The sequence below is a fragment of the Aminobacter niigataensis genome (assembly GCF_946995915.1).
Taxonomy (GTDB): Bacteria; Pseudomonadota; Alphaproteobacteria; order Rhizobiales; family Rhizobiaceae; genus Aminobacter; species Aminobacter niigataensis.
This window is the reverse complement of record NZ_OX341517.1, coordinates 4,859,782-4,874,814: the sequence shown is the minus strand read 5'-3', so window position 1 is coordinate 4,874,814 and position 15,033 is coordinate 4,859,782. Positions and strand designations below refer to the sequence as shown.

The 15,033-nt window shown below is 64.5% G+C and carries 16 protein-coding genes and 1 tRNA gene; 10 read left to right on the top strand and 7 right to left on the bottom strand.

What is annotated here, in order from left to right:
• Positions 1 to 163: 163 nt before the first annotated feature.
• Positions 164 to 2,311, top strand: a complete 2,148-nt coding sequence (locus O1Y97_RS23975; RefSeq protein WP_318762639.1) for an autotransporter domain-containing protein — start codon at positions 164 to 166, stop codon at positions 2,309 to 2,311.
• 220 nt (positions 2,312 to 2,531) lie between these two features.
• On the opposite strand, the gene O1Y97_RS23970 is transcribed toward O1Y97_RS23975, so the two are convergent.
• A complete protein-coding gene (locus tag O1Y97_RS23970; protein WP_318762638.1) occupies positions 2,532 to 2,753 on the bottom strand; it encodes a hypothetical protein in 222 nt (73 codons plus the stop codon).
• Positions 2,754 to 2,820: 67 nt separating this feature from the next.
• Here O1Y97_RS23970 and O1Y97_RS23965 point away from each other — a divergent pair, with 67 nt between their 5' ends.
• Both O1Y97_RS23965 and O1Y97_RS23960 read left to right on the top strand, forming a co-directional pair.
• Positions 2,821 to 2,952: a hypothetical protein gene (locus O1Y97_RS23965; RefSeq protein WP_318762637.1), complete on the top strand. Its 132-nt coding sequence runs from the start codon at positions 2,821 to 2,823 to the stop codon at positions 2,950 to 2,952.
• 66 nt (positions 2,953 to 3,018) lie between these two features.
• Positions 3,019 to 3,095, top strand: a tRNA-Arg gene (locus O1Y97_RS23960).
• Positions 3,096 to 3,253: 158 nt separating this feature from the next.
• On the opposite strand, the gene O1Y97_RS23955 is transcribed toward O1Y97_RS23960, so the two are convergent.
• Positions 3,254 to 3,628, bottom strand: coding sequence for a winged helix-turn-helix transcriptional regulator (locus O1Y97_RS23955; protein WP_318762636.1), 375 nt, complete (start codon positions 3,626 to 3,628; stop codon positions 3,254 to 3,256).
• Positions 3,629 to 3,740: 112 nt separating this feature from the next.
• On the opposite strand from O1Y97_RS23955, the gene O1Y97_RS23950 reads away from it, so the two are divergent.
• Genes O1Y97_RS23950 through O1Y97_RS23940 form a run of 3 tightly spaced genes read left to right on the top strand, consistent with a single transcriptional unit; the run spans position 3,741 to position 5,817 of the window.
• The gene (locus O1Y97_RS23950) at positions 3,741 to 4,808 is read left to right on the top strand and encodes an LLM class flavin-dependent oxidoreductase (RefSeq protein WP_318762635.1); all 1,068 of its coding nucleotides are present in this window, start codon (positions 3,741 to 3,743) and stop codon (positions 4,806 to 4,808) included.
• Entirely contained in the window at positions 4,798 to 5,445 is a 648-nt protein-coding gene (locus O1Y97_RS23945; protein ID WP_318762634.1) for an NADPH-dependent F420 reductase, read from the top strand. Before O1Y97_RS23950 ends, O1Y97_RS23945 begins: the two co-directional genes overlap by 11 nt.
• Before the next feature lie 45 nt (positions 5,446 to 5,490).
• The gene (locus O1Y97_RS23940; protein WP_108609477.1) at positions 5,491 to 5,817 is read left to right on the top strand and encodes a GNAT family N-acetyltransferase; all 327 of its coding nucleotides are present in this window, start codon (positions 5,491 to 5,493) and stop codon (positions 5,815 to 5,817) included.
• Here the strand turns inward: O1Y97_RS23940 and O1Y97_RS23935 are convergent, their stop codons facing one another.
• From O1Y97_RS23935 to O1Y97_RS23920, 4 genes are all read right to left on the bottom strand, one after another.
• Positions 5,818 to 6,534 (bottom strand): LrgB family protein, encoded by a 717-nt coding sequence (locus O1Y97_RS23935; protein ID WP_108609476.1) that lies wholly within the window; start codon positions 6,532 to 6,534, stop codon positions 5,818 to 5,820. It lies immediately after the preceding gene.
• Between the two features lie 4 nt (positions 6,535 to 6,538).
• Positions 6,539 to 6,898 carry a CidA/LrgA family protein gene (locus tag O1Y97_RS23930; protein WP_108609475.1) on the bottom strand — a complete coding sequence of 120 codons (360 nt, stop codon included), beginning with the start codon at positions 6,896 to 6,898 and terminating at the stop codon, positions 6,539 to 6,541.
• Positions 6,899 to 7,014: 116 nt separating this feature from the next.
• A complete protein-coding gene (locus O1Y97_RS23925) occupies positions 7,015 to 7,293 on the bottom strand; it encodes a GNAT family N-acetyltransferase (protein ID WP_108609474.1) in 279 nt (92 codons plus the stop codon).
• A 183-nt stretch (positions 7,294 to 7,476) separates the two neighbouring features.
• A complete protein-coding gene (locus tag O1Y97_RS23920; protein ID WP_318762633.1) occupies positions 7,477 to 7,653 on the bottom strand; it encodes a hypothetical protein in 177 nt (58 codons plus the stop codon).
• A 288-nt stretch (positions 7,654 to 7,941) separates the two neighbouring features.
• On the opposite strand from O1Y97_RS23920, the gene O1Y97_RS23915 reads away from it, so the two are divergent.
• Both O1Y97_RS23915 and O1Y97_RS23910 read left to right on the top strand, forming a co-directional pair.
• Entirely contained in the window at positions 7,942 to 8,586 is a 645-nt protein-coding gene (locus tag O1Y97_RS23915) for a carbonic anhydrase (protein WP_318762632.1), read from the top strand.
• A 116-nt stretch (positions 8,587 to 8,702) separates the two neighbouring features.
• Positions 8,703 to 10,184 (top strand): aldehyde dehydrogenase family protein, encoded by a 1,482-nt coding sequence (locus O1Y97_RS23910; protein WP_318762631.1) that lies wholly within the window; start codon positions 8,703 to 8,705, stop codon positions 10,182 to 10,184.
• 74 nt (positions 10,185 to 10,258) lie between these two features.
• On the opposite strand, the gene O1Y97_RS23905 is transcribed toward O1Y97_RS23910, so the two are convergent.
• Positions 10,259 to 12,013 carry an ABC transporter ATP-binding protein gene (locus O1Y97_RS23905; protein WP_318762630.1) on the bottom strand — a complete coding sequence of 585 codons (1,755 nt, stop codon included), beginning with the start codon at positions 12,011 to 12,013 and terminating at the stop codon, positions 10,259 to 10,261.
• 236 nt (positions 12,014 to 12,249) lie between these two features.
• Here O1Y97_RS23905 and O1Y97_RS23900 point away from each other — a divergent pair, with 236 nt between their 5' ends.
• Complete coding sequence (locus tag O1Y97_RS23900; protein WP_318762629.1) at positions 12,250 to 13,275, top strand: BMP family protein; 1,026 nt, start codon at positions 12,250 to 12,252, stop codon at positions 13,273 to 13,275.
• A 179-nt stretch (positions 13,276 to 13,454) separates the two neighbouring features.
• A complete protein-coding gene (locus tag O1Y97_RS23895) occupies positions 13,455 to 14,987 on the top strand; it encodes an ABC transporter ATP-binding protein (RefSeq protein WP_318762628.1) in 1,533 nt (510 codons plus the stop codon).
• Positions 14,988 to 15,033: the final 46 nt, after the last annotated feature.

The window sequence follows — 15,033 nt, the reverse complement described above, 5'->3', positions numbered from 1 at the left end:
GTTCCGGCGGGGGGGGGGGGGGGGGGGGCGGGGGCCCCCCCCCCCCCGGGGGGGGGGGGGCCCCCGCCCCCCCCCCCCCCCCCCCCCTCCCGCCGAATGGGGGGGAGCCTCGGCCGCGGCCACCCCCTCCGGTCCCCGCCACGCCAACCTCGGGACGGTTGGCGTGGCGGTGACCGGAGGTGATGGCGGCGACGGAGGCTCCGCCCAATTCGGCGGTAGTGGCGGGAGCGGCGGAACCGGGCTGCTGCTCACCAGCCTTGGCGGGGTCATGATCACCATCGACACCACGGTCGCTGGCGGCAATGGCGGTGCAAGCGGAGGCGGCAGTGGAGGATCTCCACCCGGTTTGGGCGGCGCGGGCCTGGTCGGCGCCAATTTGACCGTCACCAATCGCGGTGTCATCTCGGGAGGCCTGAGCGGTGACGGCGGGACACGTGCCGACGCCATCGTCTTCACCGGCGGCGACAATTTCCTCACCTTGGCCAACTCGACATCCGGAATCACCGGCCGCATCTCGGTCACCGGTTCGCTCACCTTCGATCAGCCAACGGGCTCGACCCTGGACCAGGCCATCACCGGCAGCGGATCGGTGACAAAAGCCGGCATCGCCACTCTGATACTTACAGGAACAAGCACCTATACGGGTGCGACCACTGTAAGCGACGGAACGCTTGTGGTGGATGGCTCGATCGCGTCGTCATCCCTGACCTCCGTCGAAAACGGCGGCATTCTGGGTGGCATCGGTTTCGCCGGCGCTACCACTGTAAGCGCAGGCGGCGTATTTGCGCCGGGTCACGGCCTGCCGGGAACGTCGATGACCCTGTCGAGCCTGACGATGCAGCCGGGCGCCTTTTATGCGGTGGTCGTCGATCCTGCCTCCTCCTCTTACGCCAATGTCACCGGCAACGCGTCGCTAGGCGGCGCCACCGTCGCCCCGCTTTTTGCGAGCGGCAGCTATGTCGCCAAGCAATACACGATCCTGACCGCAGGCAGCATCACCGGCACGTTCAATCCCACGACCAACAACGGCAACCTGCCGTCGGGCTTCCACACCTCGCTGAGCTACGACACCACGCGGGCCTATCTCGACCTCGAGTTGAGCTTCGTTCCGCCGACCGGGACAGGACTTTCCGACAACCAGCGGAATGTCGGCGACGCCATCGTCGATTTCTTCGACACCAATGGCAGCATCCCGATGGTATTCGGCGGGCTGACACCGGCTGGATTGACACAGCTTTCCGGCGAGATCGGCACCGGCGCGCAGCAGGCGACGTTCTATGCCATGGACCAGTTTGTTGGGGTGATCACGGATCCGTTCATCACCGGGCGGGGCGTTCCGGTCGGCGGCGACAATGATGCCGACACCAAAGTCCCGGCCGGCCTTGCCTATGCCGAAGATGGCGGGGGACTAGGCAAGCGCAATGCCGATGCGGCCCTGTCCGCCAACGCCTCGCCCCACCTGCCCGTGGAACAGCTCTGGCGCACATGGGTAGCCGGGTATGGCGGCTCGCAATTGACCGACGGCAATGCCTCGGTGGGGTCGAACGATACCCGGACCAGCCTCTACGGCTTTGCAGTCGGCGCCGACTACAGCCTGTCTCCCGACACCGTCGCCGGCTTTGCGCTGGCCGGCGGCAGCACCAGCTTCAGCATCGCCGGCCTCGGCAGCGGCAGCTCCGACCTGTTCCAGGCCGGCGCCTTTTTCCGACACAATGCCGGGGCCGCCTATCTGACGGGCGCGCTCGCTTATGGCCGGCAGGATTTTACGACGGACCGGTTCCTGACAGTATCCGGCACCGATCACCTGCGCGCCGAGTTCGACGCCAATGCCTGGTCCGGGCGCCTTGAGGGCGGCTACCGCCTTGACGTCGGCGGCGTTGGCTTCACGCCTTACGCGGCTGGCCAGTTCACCGCCTTCGACATGCCCTCCTATGCCGAGCAGACGGTCGGCGGCTCAAACACCTTCGCTCTGTCCTACGAAAGTAGAAGCGTGACCGACACGCGCGCCGAACTCGGCCTGCGCATGGACAAGTCGTTTGACATGGCCGATGGCGTCTTAACGTTGCGCGGGCGCCTTGCCTGGGCAAATAACTTCAATCCGGACCGGAGCCTGACCGCAACCTTCCAAACGCTGCCCGGCGCCAGTTTCGTCGTGAATGGAGCTGCCATGGCGCCCGATTCCGCTTTGATAACCGCTGCGGTTGACAAGAAATGGCTGAACGGCTGGTCGGCAGCGGCAAGCTTCGAGGGTGAGTTCTCCAACGTGACGAGGTCATATTCGGGCAAGGGCGTGCTGCGCTATGCGTGGTGAACAATGCGATCGGACTACGCCCAAATGAAAGGTCGGCTTTTTGCCCAATTCTGCCGCAAGCGGACGGTCCGGCATCGGCCATTTCGGTCGCTCAACAACAGATGTTGCAAAGGCCGCTAGTGTCTTTTTGGCTCTCGACAAAACAGTAATCGAGGCAAAGTTCGGTGGTTATGGGTATCAGGCTGGCCGGCCACTCTGTCCGTGCACAGCGAGAAATTCGCTATGCAATTCCGCCCGTGAGTTTGCCGTACTCTCGCAGCTGTTTCGCGAGCTCTTCATTGATCCGTTGATCGTCAATCGCAATGGCAACAGCGTCGACCAATTTATCGTCTGCACCGCGATCCGCCAGGAATTTGACAGCAGCACAATCTAGCTGCCGTCTTTCGGAAAGAGCCTCTTCGGTTTCATCTATTTCTTCTAGTCGAAAAGGCGCGTTCTTCATCGTAGGACCACCAATTCGAAGTTCTCAGTTTCATCCTCCATGGCGCGCCATTCTTCCGAATTTCAGAATGATGGAACTGTTCAAGACGCAGTTCGATTTTCTGTCCCGCTGGCCGCGCGGCGGAACAACTGCGTTGCCTTTCCAGGCCTTTCCAGAAAAAGCTCGGCGGCTGCTTGCAATTCGCAAAACCAACCGCTAGGTAGCGCCGGTCGCTGCGGTCGATTGACCGAAGCGTCTCGGCCATTTTCAACATTTGGCCTGTTGCGCGCCCGTAGCTCAGCTGGATAGAGCACCAGACTACGAATCTGGGGGTCAGAGGTTCGAATCCTTTCGGGCGCGCCATTTTCTTCGCAAATTAACGAGCATTGTCGCCGGCGCTAGAGCGTGCGCAGGCGAAACCGATCTGGCGAACATGCCGGTCGGCTCCTGACCTTTGGCGTCGAACGCTTCGGGGAGCTCCGCGCTGCGAGCTTGTCGCCGGCCGCACCTGCCGGAACAGGTCAGGCGGCCTTGTCGCGGCCGTCGAACCACAATTGAGCCTGGGTGATCCGCCTCTCGTTGTCGATCGCCCAGCGCCCGAGCTCTTCGATCGGTCCGCGCAGGGAATGCCCCAATTCGGTGAGTTCGTAGTCGACGCGGGGCGGGTTCGACGGCGTCACCGTACGCCGCACCAGCCCGTCGCGTTCCATGCCCTTGAGCGTCAATGTCAGCATGCGCTGCGAGATGGTGCCGATGGCGCGCTTGATCTCGTTGAAGCGGCGCGGGCCGTCGCGCAGGGCCATGACGATGAGCACGCTCCATTTGTCGCCGACGCGGGCGAGAATGTGGCGGACAGGCCTGCAAATCTCCAGCAGGCCGCTCGGTTCAGGTAACATCGATGTGCCTCCTTGCGCCTTTCCGGCCAGTAACAATATTAGGCCAGGTTACAAAAATATACTTACTGACAAGGCGAGCGACAAGGGCGCCGCCGACAAAGGAGCGAAGACCATGGAACTGGGTGTCTACAGCTTTGGCGATGTGCAGGCCGACGCCGCGACCGGCAAGCTCGGCTCGACCGCCGATGCCACGCGCAACCTGCTCGAAGCCATCCAGCTCGCCGACCAGGTGGGGCTGGACTATTTCGGCATTGGCGAGCATCACACCCGCGAAATGCCGGCCTCTGCCGCGACCGTCATCCTGGGCGCGGCCGCCTCCACGACCAGGAACATCAAGCTCGGCAGCGCGGTCACCGTGCTCAGCACCGATGATCCGGTGCGCGTCTACCAGCAGTTTGCCACGCTCGACGCTGTCTCCAACGGCCGCGCTGAAATCACCGCAGGCCGCGGATCGTCGACCGAATCCTTCCCGTTGTTCGGCCACAGCCTGAACGACTATGACGAGCTCTATGCCGAAAAGCTCGAACTGCTGCTCCAGATCAACGAGAGCGAATCGATCACCTGGAGCGGCAAGTTCCGCCCGGCGCTGAACGATGCGCTGGTGGTGCCGCGCCCGGACGCCGGTTCGCTGCCGATCTGGCTCGCCACCGGCGGCAATCCGCATTCGTCGGTGCGTGCTGGCCTGCTCGGCTTGCCGGTCTCCTATGCCATCATCGGCGGGCAGGCCAACCGCTTTGCGCCCTTGGCCGATCTCTACAGGCGTGCTGCCGCACAGGCCGGCATAGCGCAGGAGAAGATCAAGGTCGCTGTCGCCAGCCCCGGCTTCGTCGGCGAGGATGCGGCACAGGCCAAGGAGTTCTTCTGGACCCACTGGCACCGCGTCATGGAACAGCTCGGCAAGATCCGTGGTTTCGCTCCGCCGCCGCGCGCCCATTTCGACAAGGAGGCCAGCGGTGCCGGCGCCTTGTTTGCCGGTGGACCCGAGGAGATCGCCGAGCGGATCGTGACCCTGCACAAGAGCCTCGGCCACATGAGGCAGTTCTTCCAGACCGATGTCGGCCAGATGCCGCACAGGGAGTTCCTGCGCTCCATCGAACTGCTCGGCACCAAGGTGAAGCCGCTCGTCGATGCCGAACTCGGCACCAGCAAGCCGATCAAGGAGTTGACCAATGTCGCCTGAGACGCCAGCCATCGGCATTCTCGGCGCCGGCCGTGTCGGCACCGCGCTGGCTCGGCTGGCGCTAGGAGCCGGCTACGAGGTCCGTGTCGCAACGGGTCGGCCGCCCGCCGAGATCGAACTGCTGCTGGAGATCATGGCTCCGGGGGCAAAGGCAGTGACGGCGGAGGCTGCGATCGCCGAAAGCGACATCGTGCTGCTGGCGCTGCCTTTGTCGAAGTACCGCAGCCTGAAGCCCGAGCTTCTGGCCGGCAAGGTGGTGGTCGACATCATGAACTACTGGGCCCCGACCGACGGGACAATCGCCGAGTTCGAGGGCGTGCGGTCGAGCAGCGAGGTTGTCCAAGAGTTCTTGTCGGCAGCGCTGCTGGTGCGTAGCTTCAATCACATGGGCTACCATGAGATCGAGGAGGAGGCGCGTCCGGCCGGTGATCCCGACAGGCGTGCCCTGGCCATCGCCGGAAACAATCCCGCGGCCCGCGGCATCGTCGCAGCGTTTGTCGACCGCCTTGGCTACGATGCCGTCGATGCCGGTCCGCTCGCGGCCAGCCGCACCTTCGGAACCGGCACGCCGATCTTCGGCGCCACCTTCGGCCGTTCCGAGATGGAACGGATGCTGTCGGCCGAGCCCGTGGCCTGATCCTTCGTTCCCAGGTCTGATGATGTGAAAGCAGAGGGAAAAGATATGAGCGAAATCGACATCTCCAGGGAAGAACGCGGCCAGCGCCACGGGCGCTACGTCGCCCGCATCGCCGGCGTCGACGGCGAAGCCGAAATCACGTTCACCAAGAGGGGCCCTGGGCTGATCAGCGCCGATCACACCGGCGCGCCCGAGACGATGCGTGGAACCGGTGCCGCCGCGGCCCTGGTGACATTCCTGGTCGAGGACGCGCGCAAGAACGGGTTCAAGATCCTGCCGCTTTGCCCCTATGTGCGGGCGCAGTATCGCAAGCATCCCGAATGGGCCGACGTCATGACGCTGGCGCCCGGCGAAGAGCCACCGCCCCGCTGATCACAGCACCAGCCTGACCAGCAGCGGCACGATCAGGGACGTTGCGATGGCGTTCAGCGCCATCGCGATCCCGGCAAACAGCCCCGCGGTTTCATCGACGTCGAAGGCGCGGGCCGTGCCGATCCCGTGCGAGGTCAGCCCGACCGCAAAGCCGCGCGCGGCATAGTCCTTGATCCGCATGGCATTCATCAGTGGCGTCACCACAAGCGCGCCGACGATGCCGGTCAGCACCACCAGGACGGCGGTCAGCGAGGGATTCCCACCCAGCGACGATGAAATCGCCATGGCCACGCCGGCCGTGGCCGATTTGGGCAGGAACGAGACGAGCACATCTTGGGAAAGACCAACCCATTTGCCCATCAGCACGATCGACAGTACCGCGGAGAAGGAGCCGACGACCAGCGCCGCCGCCATGGGAATGAGCGCCTGCCGCACCTTTTGCCACTGGCGGTACAACGGGATGGCGATGGCCACGGTGGCGGGTCCGAGCAGGAAATGGATGAACTGGGCGCCTTCGAAAAACGTCTCGTAGGGCACGTCGAACAGCCACAGCGTCGTCGACAGCACCGCGATGGTGATCAGCACCGGATTGGCCAGTGGGTGGCGCTTCAGGCGCACCGAGATCGTGGTGGCCAATATCCACGCAAACAAGGTCAGGGTGAGCCACAGCAGCGGCGAGGCGGACAGGTAGACCCAGAGTTCGATGGGATGCTTCATCAGGCTATTCCCGTCCGACGAACCGGCGGACGATGACGAACGTCCACACGGTGATGGCAAGGGTCAGAACCGCGGATGCCACCAACACCATCAGGATCGCACCAGCCTGGCTCTGCAACTGGCTCCAAAGCGCGACGATGCCGACGCCGGCCGGCACGAACAGCAGGCCGAGATTGGCCAGGAAGCCGTCGGCCGCAGTTTCCGCCTCGGCGAACAGCCCGAGGCCGAGCATCTTGCATGCCTGCATCGCCACGAACAGCAGCACCAGGCCAACCACCGGTCCGGGCAGGGGAAGCCCCGTGGTGAAGACGATGCTTTCCCCCAGCAGTTGAAACAGCAGCAGAAGTGCTATGCCCTTGATCATGTGTGGCCTGTCCCGGATGTAGCTCGAAGGTGGAAAGTACGGCTCAGAAGCGCTGCCTCGCATCGACGCTCGAGATTGCTCGAACCTCGGTCCGCAAGGCGGTGGCGTTTGGAAGGTCAACCATCCAGCAGCGCCAGGTATTCCGGGTGGCGGCTGGCATAGGTCGCCATGAAGGGGCATTTGGCGATCGCCCTGCGGCCGCTGGATTTGATGGCTTCGAACACACCCTTGGCAAGCCTGGAGCCGATGCCTTGTCCCGCGAACGCCTGCGGCACCTCGGTGTGGACGAGCACGATGCGGTTGTCCTCGATCCGGTAGTAGGCCGCCGCCACTTCGTCACCCAGTGCAAGTTCGTATCGGCTCATGGCCGGGTTATCGACGACGTGTCCGTCCATGCTCATTTCCAATGCGACAGCTTCTGGCCCGGTCTGTTGTCGGCAGCGAGGCTCTACGGGCATCCTCGACAACGGCGCACGCAAAATCAACCGGCATTGCGCAGCGAGCGCTGCCGGCGATGCGCGGCCACTTCTGAGCCCCCGCGGAAGAAACGTGAGTCGACCTGTCGGGCTGGCGCGCCGTCAGCTGACCGTATTTTCCTTCTTGCTTTCGCAGTCCCGGCCGCTGCCCTGGCCGCTTGGCTGCGGGCAGTTTTCGCCCGAGCATTCCTGGGCTTGTGCGGGTGAGACGGGCGCGGGTCCGACGCCTGTCGCCGCCAGAATGCCGGCAGCAAAAATGATGAAAAGGAGCAGGCGCATTTCACTCTCCTTGCCGTATTGCAGATAGTGTGCCGCGCCTGTTGTTGGCTGCCGGGTTTCGACGGGCAGGCGAGAGCCTTACCTCGGCAGGCGAGAGCCTTGCTTGGGCAAGGCGCTTCTGGTGCGGTTCGAACCACAGCATAGCCCAACTTCGTTCATGGTAAAGCGCCTGGCTTTTCGTTCCGCGGTTGAGCGACGGGAGGGGCACTGGTCCAAGACGTTGGAGACTTAGTAGCTGTTGCTCATTTGCATTTGCCGCAACGGCAATTTCCGTTTATGGGCAACTCCATGTCGAATTTGCCTGATACGCTGCTCACCGGTTATCGCAACTTCATGAAGGGCCGTTACGCGGCCGAAACCGAGCATTACAAGTCGCTGGCGCGCGAGGGCCAGTCGCCTGAAACGCTGGTCATCGCCTGTTGCGATTCCCGTGCGGCGCCCGAAACCATCTTCGATGCCGGCCCGGGCGAATTGTTCGTGCTGCGCAACGTCGCCAATCTCGTGCCACCCTATTCGCCGGATGGCGAGTTCCACTCCACTTCGGCGGCGCTCGAATTCGCCGTGCAGGCGCTCAAGGTCAAGAACATCGTCGTCATGGGCCACGGCCGCTGCGGCGGCATCCGCGCGGCCCTCGACCCCAATGCCGCGCCGCTTTCGCCCGGTGATTTCATCGGCAAGTGGATGAGCCTCGTGGGGCCTGCGGCCGAAGTCGTCTCCGGCAACGAGATGATGACCAAGTCCGAGCGGCAGACAGCGCTCGAGCGCATCTCGATCCGCTACTCGATCGCCAATCTGCGCACCTTCCCGTGCGTCCAGATCCTCGAGCAGAAGGGCCGGCTGGAAATCTTCGGCGCCTGGTTCGACATCTCGGCGGGCGAGTTGTGGGTCATGGACCGCAACACCGGCGATTTCGAACGCACCGCAATCGCCTGACGTTCGGCTCCTGGCCTCATCGCAATGGCTTGAATGGCGTGGCCACTCCAGCCTAGCCTTGCCGCGTTGACCAGGCCATGGCGCCACGCCTCGGCCGCGCCGGCGAGGAGCACACCATGACCATCGTCCCCATCCGCCAGCCCATCGATGGCCGCCATAGGCCGATGTTCATCGGCGGTTTGTGGGTGGAGGCGGCTTCCGGCCAGACCTTCGAGACGCGCAACCCGGCCACCGGCGAGATCATCGCCACGGTGCCGCGCGGCGGCAGGCAAGATATCGAGCGTGCAGTGGCCGCCGCACGCAATGCCTTTGTCGGACCATGGAGCCGCTTCAAGCCGCATGAACGGCAGAAGCTGCTGCTGCGCATTACCGATTTGTTCGAGCGCCACTGGGAGGAGATCTGCACCTCCGACACCACCGACATGGGGCTGCCCATCGCCAGGGCGCGGGGTAATGCCAATCGCGTCCTTGGCATGCTGCGCTATTATGCCGGCATGGCGACCGCCCTGCACGGCGAGACCATCGAGAACTCGTTGCCCGGCGACATCGTTTCGTTCACGCGCAAGGAGCCGGTCGGCGTCGTCGGCGCGATCATCCCGTGGAATGCACCGACCGCCGCGTCGATCTGGAAGATCGGCCCGGCGCTGGCGACAGGCTGTACCGTCGTGCTCAAGCCCTCGGAAGAAGCGCCGCTGACGCCGCTGCTGATCGCCGAGCTGATGGCAGAGGCCGGGGTGCCCGACGGTGTCGTCAATGTAGTCACCGGCACCGGAGCGGAGGCCGGCGCGCCGCTGGCAGAACACATGGGCATCGACAAGATCGTCTTCACCGGCTCCACCTTGACCGGCCAGAGTATCGTCCGGGCCTCGGCCGGCAATCTCAAGCGCGTGTCGCTCGAACTCGGCGGCAAGTCGCCGGTCATCGTCTGCGCCGATGCCGACCTGGAGCGGGCGGTGCCGGTCGCCGCCATGTCGGTCTTCGCCAATTCCGGCCAGATCTGCATCGCCGGCTCGCGCCTGTTCGTCGCGCGTTCGATCCATGACGAGTTCGTCGAACGTCTTTCCGCTTATGCCGCAAGCTTGCGCATCGGCAATGGCATTGACCCGGAGACCGAAATCGGCCCGCTGATTTCGCCGCGCCAGCTCGAGCGTGTCGAGGGCTATCTGCGTGCCGGCTCCGAGGAGGGCGCTCGGCTCGTCACCGGCGGCACCAGGCTGTCGCACGGCGCCCTGGCTGCCGGCAACTTCATCGCCCCGACGGTTTTTGCCGGCGTTTCCGACACCATGCGCATAGCGCGCGAGGAGATATTCGGCCCGGTCATCTCGGCCTTGCCTTTCGATACGCTGGACGAGGCGGTCAGACGCGCCAACGACACGCCCTATGGCCTGGCCGCCGGTGTCTTCACGCGCGACCTGGCCACCGCGCACCAGCTGTCGCGCCGGCTGCAGGCCGGTTCGGTGTGGGTCAACACCTATCACGCCATCGACCCCGCGGTACCCTTCGGCGGCTACAAGATGAGCGGTTACGGCCGCGAGGGCGGTGGCGAGCATCTTGGCGAATATCTCAACACCAAGGGCGTCTTTATCCGCATCGATTGAGCGGCACAGAAGGCCAGGTGGGCAAGCAAAAAGCCGTGCCCCGGGTGTGCCAAGGCGCGGCTTTCAGGCGCACATCAGCGCATCAGCTGGAATTCATAGAGCCGGCGATAGAGCCCGCCGGCTTCCAGAAGATCGGCATGGCGGCCCTGTTCGGTAACCTTGCCGTCCTGCATCACCACGATGTTGTCGGCCTGGTGAACGGTCGACAGCCGGTGTGCGATCGCAATCGTCGTGCGGCCCGCCGACAGTTTTTCCAGCGCCTCGCGGAACAGCGCCTCGGATTCGGCGTCGAGTGCGCTGGTGGCTTCGTCCAGCAAAAGCACGTTGGCATCGCGCAGGATGGCGCGCGCGATCGACAGCCGCTGCTTCTGGCCACCCGAAAGCAGGGCGCCGTTCTCGCCGACTTGGGTCGCATAGCCGTTCTTCAGCGCCGTGATGAAGTCGTGCGCGTTGGCGGCCTTGGCGGCTGCGATCACCTCTTCGTCGCTGGCGCCTTCGCGGCCGAGCCGGATATTGTGCATGATCGTGCCGGTAAACAGGAAGGTATCCTGGCTGACATAGGCGATGCGATCGCGCACCGAATGCAGCGTCGCATGCGAAATGTCCTGCCCGTCGAACAGCACTTGGCCGCTGTCGGGATCGTACATGCGCATGATCAGGTTCATGATCGTCGACTTGCCGCTGCCCGAGGGGCCGACGAGTGCGGTCATCTTGCCCGGGGGGAAGACCAGGTCGAGATCGCGCAGCACCGGCTCGCCGTCGGCATAAGAGAAGCTGAGATCCTTGAGTTCGATCCTGCCGGGGCCGGCCAACAATGCCTCGGCACCAGGCTTTTCGGTAATCGTCAGCGGCCGGTCGGTAAGTTCGAACATCATGCGCACGCCGACAAGGCCGGCCTCGAGCGAAACGCGGAACCGCGCCAGCCGCTTGGCCGGCTCGTAGGCCAACAGCAGTGCCGTGATGAACGACATGATGCTGCCCGGGGTCTGGCCGCCCTGGACGACGAGGTAGCCGCTGACCAGCACCACGCCGGCGATGGCGAGGCCGGCCAGCGTTTCCATGATCGGGCTGGTGCCGGCTTCGAGCGCGGCAATGGTGTTGGCGCGCTGCTCGACGTCGGAGACGGCACGGTGCATGCGGCTGCGCATCAGGGATTCGAGATTGAAGGATTTGACGATGCGCACGCCGACCGTCGTCTCCTGCATCACCTGCACGATCTGCGCCAGCGACATGAACTCCGCCTCCATGATCTTGCGCACCCGGCGCAGGATCTGGTTGACGCCGAAGATGGCGATCGGGCCGACGATGAAGGCGACCAGCGACAGAACCGGCTGCTGGTAGACCATCACCGCAACCAGGCCGAGCAGCGAAAACAGGTCGCGCACGAAGGAGGTGACGATGACGTCGAGCACCGCACGCGCTGCCTGCGCATTGTGGGTGACGCGGGTGATCAGGTCCGACGACGGGATCGAATGGTAAAAGGAGATGCCTTGCGCCAGGATGCGATCGTAGATCTTGCGCTGGCGGTCGGCGATGATGCTGTTGCCGACACGGCTCAGGAAGAAGGCCTGGACGAACGTCGCCACGCCCTTGAGGATGAATATCCCCGCCACCATCGCCGCGATCATGTAGACGCGGTTGATGTCCTTGCCGATGACGAACTCGTTGGTGATGTCCTGCATGATCCAGGCGCTGGCCGCGGTCATGCCGGCCACCACGAGCATGGCGGCGATTGCGATACCGTAGCCAAGGGCATGCTGGCGGAAGGACTCGCGCAGCAATCGAAAGATCAGGCGGTGATTCTGCGTCGGACGAAAAAATCCAAACAAATCAATGGGTCCCTTGAGGCGCGGCCCCCCGTGCGGGCCTATATAAAGCACCTGCGGGCCAAGGGAAACGGGAGATGTGCTGCCAATGCAAGGACCTGCCGTCGCAGTGCGCAAGGAGACGGTGGACAGCAGGCTGCCTGCGGATTGCCGGCATTCCGGATTTCGCATACCGTTGACCAAACGATAAAAAACGCGCCTTCGCCAAAGAAGACCAAAACCAGCCAGAGGTGGAAAGAATGCCAAGAAATTCAAACGATTTCGGCTTGTCTCGGCGTACGCTGATCAAGGCTGCGGGTGCCTCCGCCGCCGTGGCGGCGGTGGGGCTGCCGGTGCGGCTTTTCGCGGCCGACCCGATCAAGGTCGCAGCCGTCTACACGGTTCCGGTCGAGCAGCAGTGGGTCAGCCGCATTCACAAGGCGGCCAACGCCGCCAAGGACCGCGGCGACATCGAATATGTCTATTCGGAAAACACCGCCAACAACGACTATGAGCGTGTCATGCGCGAATATGCCGAGGCCGGCCACAAGCTCATCCTCGGCGAGGTCTTCGGCGTCGAGGACGCCGCCCGCGCGGTGGCCAAGGACTATCCCGACGTCGCCTTCCTGATGGGCTCCAGCTTCAAGCCCGACGCCGCCGTGCCGAACTTCTCGGTCTTCGACAACTACATCCAGGACGCGTCCTACCTCTCCGGCCTCGTTGCCGGCGCGATGACCAAGTCGAAGAATATAGGCATGGTCGGCGGCTACCCGATCCCCGAGGTCAACCGCCTGATGAACGCCTTCATGGCCGGCGTGAAGGAAGTGGCCCCCGACACCAAGTTCCAGGTCGCTTTCATCGGCTCGTGGTTCGATCCGCCCAAGGCCAAGGAAACCGCCTTCGCCCAGATCGACGGCGGCGCCGACCTGCTCTACGCCGAGCGTTTCGGCGTGTCCGACGCGGCCAAGGAAAAGAAGGTGCTGGCCATCGGCAACGTCATCGATACCCAGGCCGACTATCCCGAAACCGTCGTCGCCTCTGCGCTCTGGCACTTCGAGCCGACGCTCGACAAGGCGATTGCGGAAGTGAAGGCCGGCACCTTCAAGGCCGACGACTACGGCGTCTATTCCTTCATGAAGAACGGCGGCTCGTCGCTGGCTCCGCTCGGCACCTTCGAGGGCAAGGTGCCCGACGAGATCAAGGCCAAGGTCGCCGAGAAGGAAAAGGCGATCAAGGACGGCTCGTTCACCGTTGAGATCAACGACGCCGAGCCCAAGTCGAGCTAGCGCTTTCCACCTCTCACCTTGCGGGAGAGGTCGGATTGCCCCGCAGCCCCGCAGCGGCAAGGTTGGCAATGGTGAGGGGTATTCCAAGTTGGAACACCCCTCATCCGACCTCGCTCCGCTCGGCCACCTTCTCCTACAGGGGGAGAAGGGGTCGCCCAATCGCCCCGCCCGGATCGCGAATGTCGCCCACCGCCTCAGAACCCGTCCTTAGCCTCTCCGGCATCACCAAGCGGTTCGGCCCGCTCGTCGCCAACGACGCCATTTCCTTCGAGCTGAAGCGCGGCGAAGTGATTGCGCTGCTCGGCGAAAACGGCGCCGGCAAGACGACGCTGATGAACATCCTCTTCGGCCACTATGTTGCCGACGAGGGCACGGTCGAGGCCTTCGGCAAGCCGTTGCCGCCGGGCGATCCGCGCGCAGCACTCGATGCCGGCATCGGCATGGTGCACCAGCATTTCACGCTCGCCGACAACATGACGGTGCTGGAAAACATCGCCCTCGGCACTCAGAGCCTGTGGCGTCCGCGCCTCGACCGGGCCGCCGCGCGCAACCGCATAGGACAGCTTTCCACCGATTTCGGCCTGGCGGTCGACCCCACTGCTACCGTCTCGACCCTTTCCGTCGGCGAGCGCCAGCGAGTCGAGATCCTGAAGGCCCTCTACCGCGAGGCCCGCATCCTGATCCTCGACGAGCCGACGGCGGTGCTGACGCCAGCCGAGACCGACGCGCTGTTCCATACGCTGAAGTTGCTTGTCGCCAAGGGCCTGTCGATCATCTTCATTTCCCACAAGCTGCATGAGGTCATGGCCGTCAGCGACCGCGTGCTGGTGCTGCGCTCCGGCCGGCTCGCCGGCGAACGCGAAACCAAGGCGACCGATCGCAAGGCACTGGCGGCCCTGATGGTCGGCCAGGAGGTCAAGCCGGCGGAGGTCAGCCCGGTCCAGGTTGGCGCGCCGCTGCTGGTGTTCGACCGTGTCTCCACCGCCCGCCACAATGGCGCCGGCCTCGACGAGGTGTCGCTGACCCTGAGCGCCGGCGAGATCACCGGCCTGGCCGGCGTTTCCGGCAACGGCCAGGCGGCCCTTGCCGCTCTCATCGCCGGCACAAGCCGCCCCACCGGCGGCGGCATTTCCATTGCCGGCCAACCGGTCGGCGACTGGTCGCCACAGGCAGCGCTCGGCCATGGCGTCGCCCGCATCCCGGAAGACCGCCACGCCGTCGGCACCATCGGCGACATGAGCGTCACCGAGAACGTCATCGCCGAGCGCTACGGCAGTCCGCGCTTCAGCCGCATGGGCTTTCTCGACTGGAAGGCGGCGCGCAGCTTCGCCGAGGAGATCATCGCCGACTACGACGTCAAATGCCCGTCGCCCGAGGCGCGCATCCGGCTGCTTTCGGGCGGCAACATGCAGAAGCTCATCCTCGGCCGCGCGCTTGACCCCGAGCCTGCGGTCATCCTCGCCAGCCAGCCGACGCGCGGCCTCGACGTCGGCGCGGTCGCCTATGTCCACCGCATGCTGCTTGCCGCCCGCGAGCGGGGGGCAGCAGTGCTGCTGATCTCGGAGGACCTGGAGGAAATCCTGGCGCTGTCCGACCGCATCGTCGTGATGTCCAAGGGGCGGCTTTCGAGCCCGTCGGCGCGCGGCGAACGCTCTATTCGCGAATTGGGGGAACTGATGGCAGGTCACGGCGAAGAGGGGCAGGCCGCGTGAGGGGCATGTGCACCTTTGCTCGGGCCGCGCTCGACGTTGCCCCCCT

Bases quoted from the DNA above. Each gene is read 5' to 3' on its own strand.
- O1Y97_RS23900 (WP_318762629.1), top strand. From the start codon at position 12,250: ATGCCAAGAAATTCAAACGATTTCGGCTTGTCTCGGCGTACGCTGATC.
- O1Y97_RS23910 (WP_318762631.1), top strand. From the start codon at position 8,703: ATGACCATCGTCCCCATCCGCCAGCCCATCGATGGCCGCCATAGGCCG.
- O1Y97_RS23955 (WP_318762636.1), bottom strand. From the start codon at position 3,628: ATGTTACCTGAACCGAGCGGCCTGCTGGAGATTTGCAGGCCTGTCCGC.
- O1Y97_RS23915 (WP_318762632.1), top strand. From the start codon at position 7,942: ATGTCGAATTTGCCTGATACGCTGCTCACCGGTTATCGCAACTTCATG.
- O1Y97_RS23970 (WP_318762638.1), bottom strand. From the start codon at position 2,753: ATGAAGAACGCGCCTTTTCGACTAGAAGAAATAGATGAAACCGAAGAG.
- O1Y97_RS23895 (WP_318762628.1), top strand. From the start codon at position 13,455: ATGTCGCCCACCGCCTCAGAACCCGTCCTTAGCCTCTCCGGCATCACC.
- O1Y97_RS23925 (WP_108609474.1), bottom strand. From the start codon at position 7,293: ATGGACGGACACGTCGTCGATAACCCGGCCATGAGCCGATACGAACTT.
- O1Y97_RS23965 (WP_318762637.1), top strand. From the start codon at position 2,821: ATGATGGAACTGTTCAAGACGCAGTTCGATTTTCTGTCCCGCTGGCCG.
- O1Y97_RS23930 (WP_108609475.1), bottom strand. From the start codon at position 6,898: ATGATCAAGGGCATAGCACTTCTGCTGCTGTTTCAACTGCTGGGGGAA.
- O1Y97_RS23940 (WP_108609477.1), top strand. From the start codon at position 5,491: ATGAGCGAAATCGACATCTCCAGGGAAGAACGCGGCCAGCGCCACGGG.
- O1Y97_RS23920 (WP_318762633.1), bottom strand. From the start codon at position 7,653: ATGCGCCTGCTCCTTTTCATCATTTTTGCTGCCGGCATTCTGGCGGCG.
- O1Y97_RS23950 (WP_318762635.1), top strand. From the start codon at position 3,741: ATGGAACTGGGTGTCTACAGCTTTGGCGATGTGCAGGCCGACGCCGCG.
- O1Y97_RS23935 (WP_108609476.1), bottom strand. From the start codon at position 6,534: ATGAAGCATCCCATCGAACTCTGGGTCTACCTGTCCGCCTCGCCGCTG.
- O1Y97_RS23945 (WP_318762634.1), top strand. From the start codon at position 4,798: ATGTCGCCTGAGACGCCAGCCATCGGCATTCTCGGCGCCGGCCGTGTC.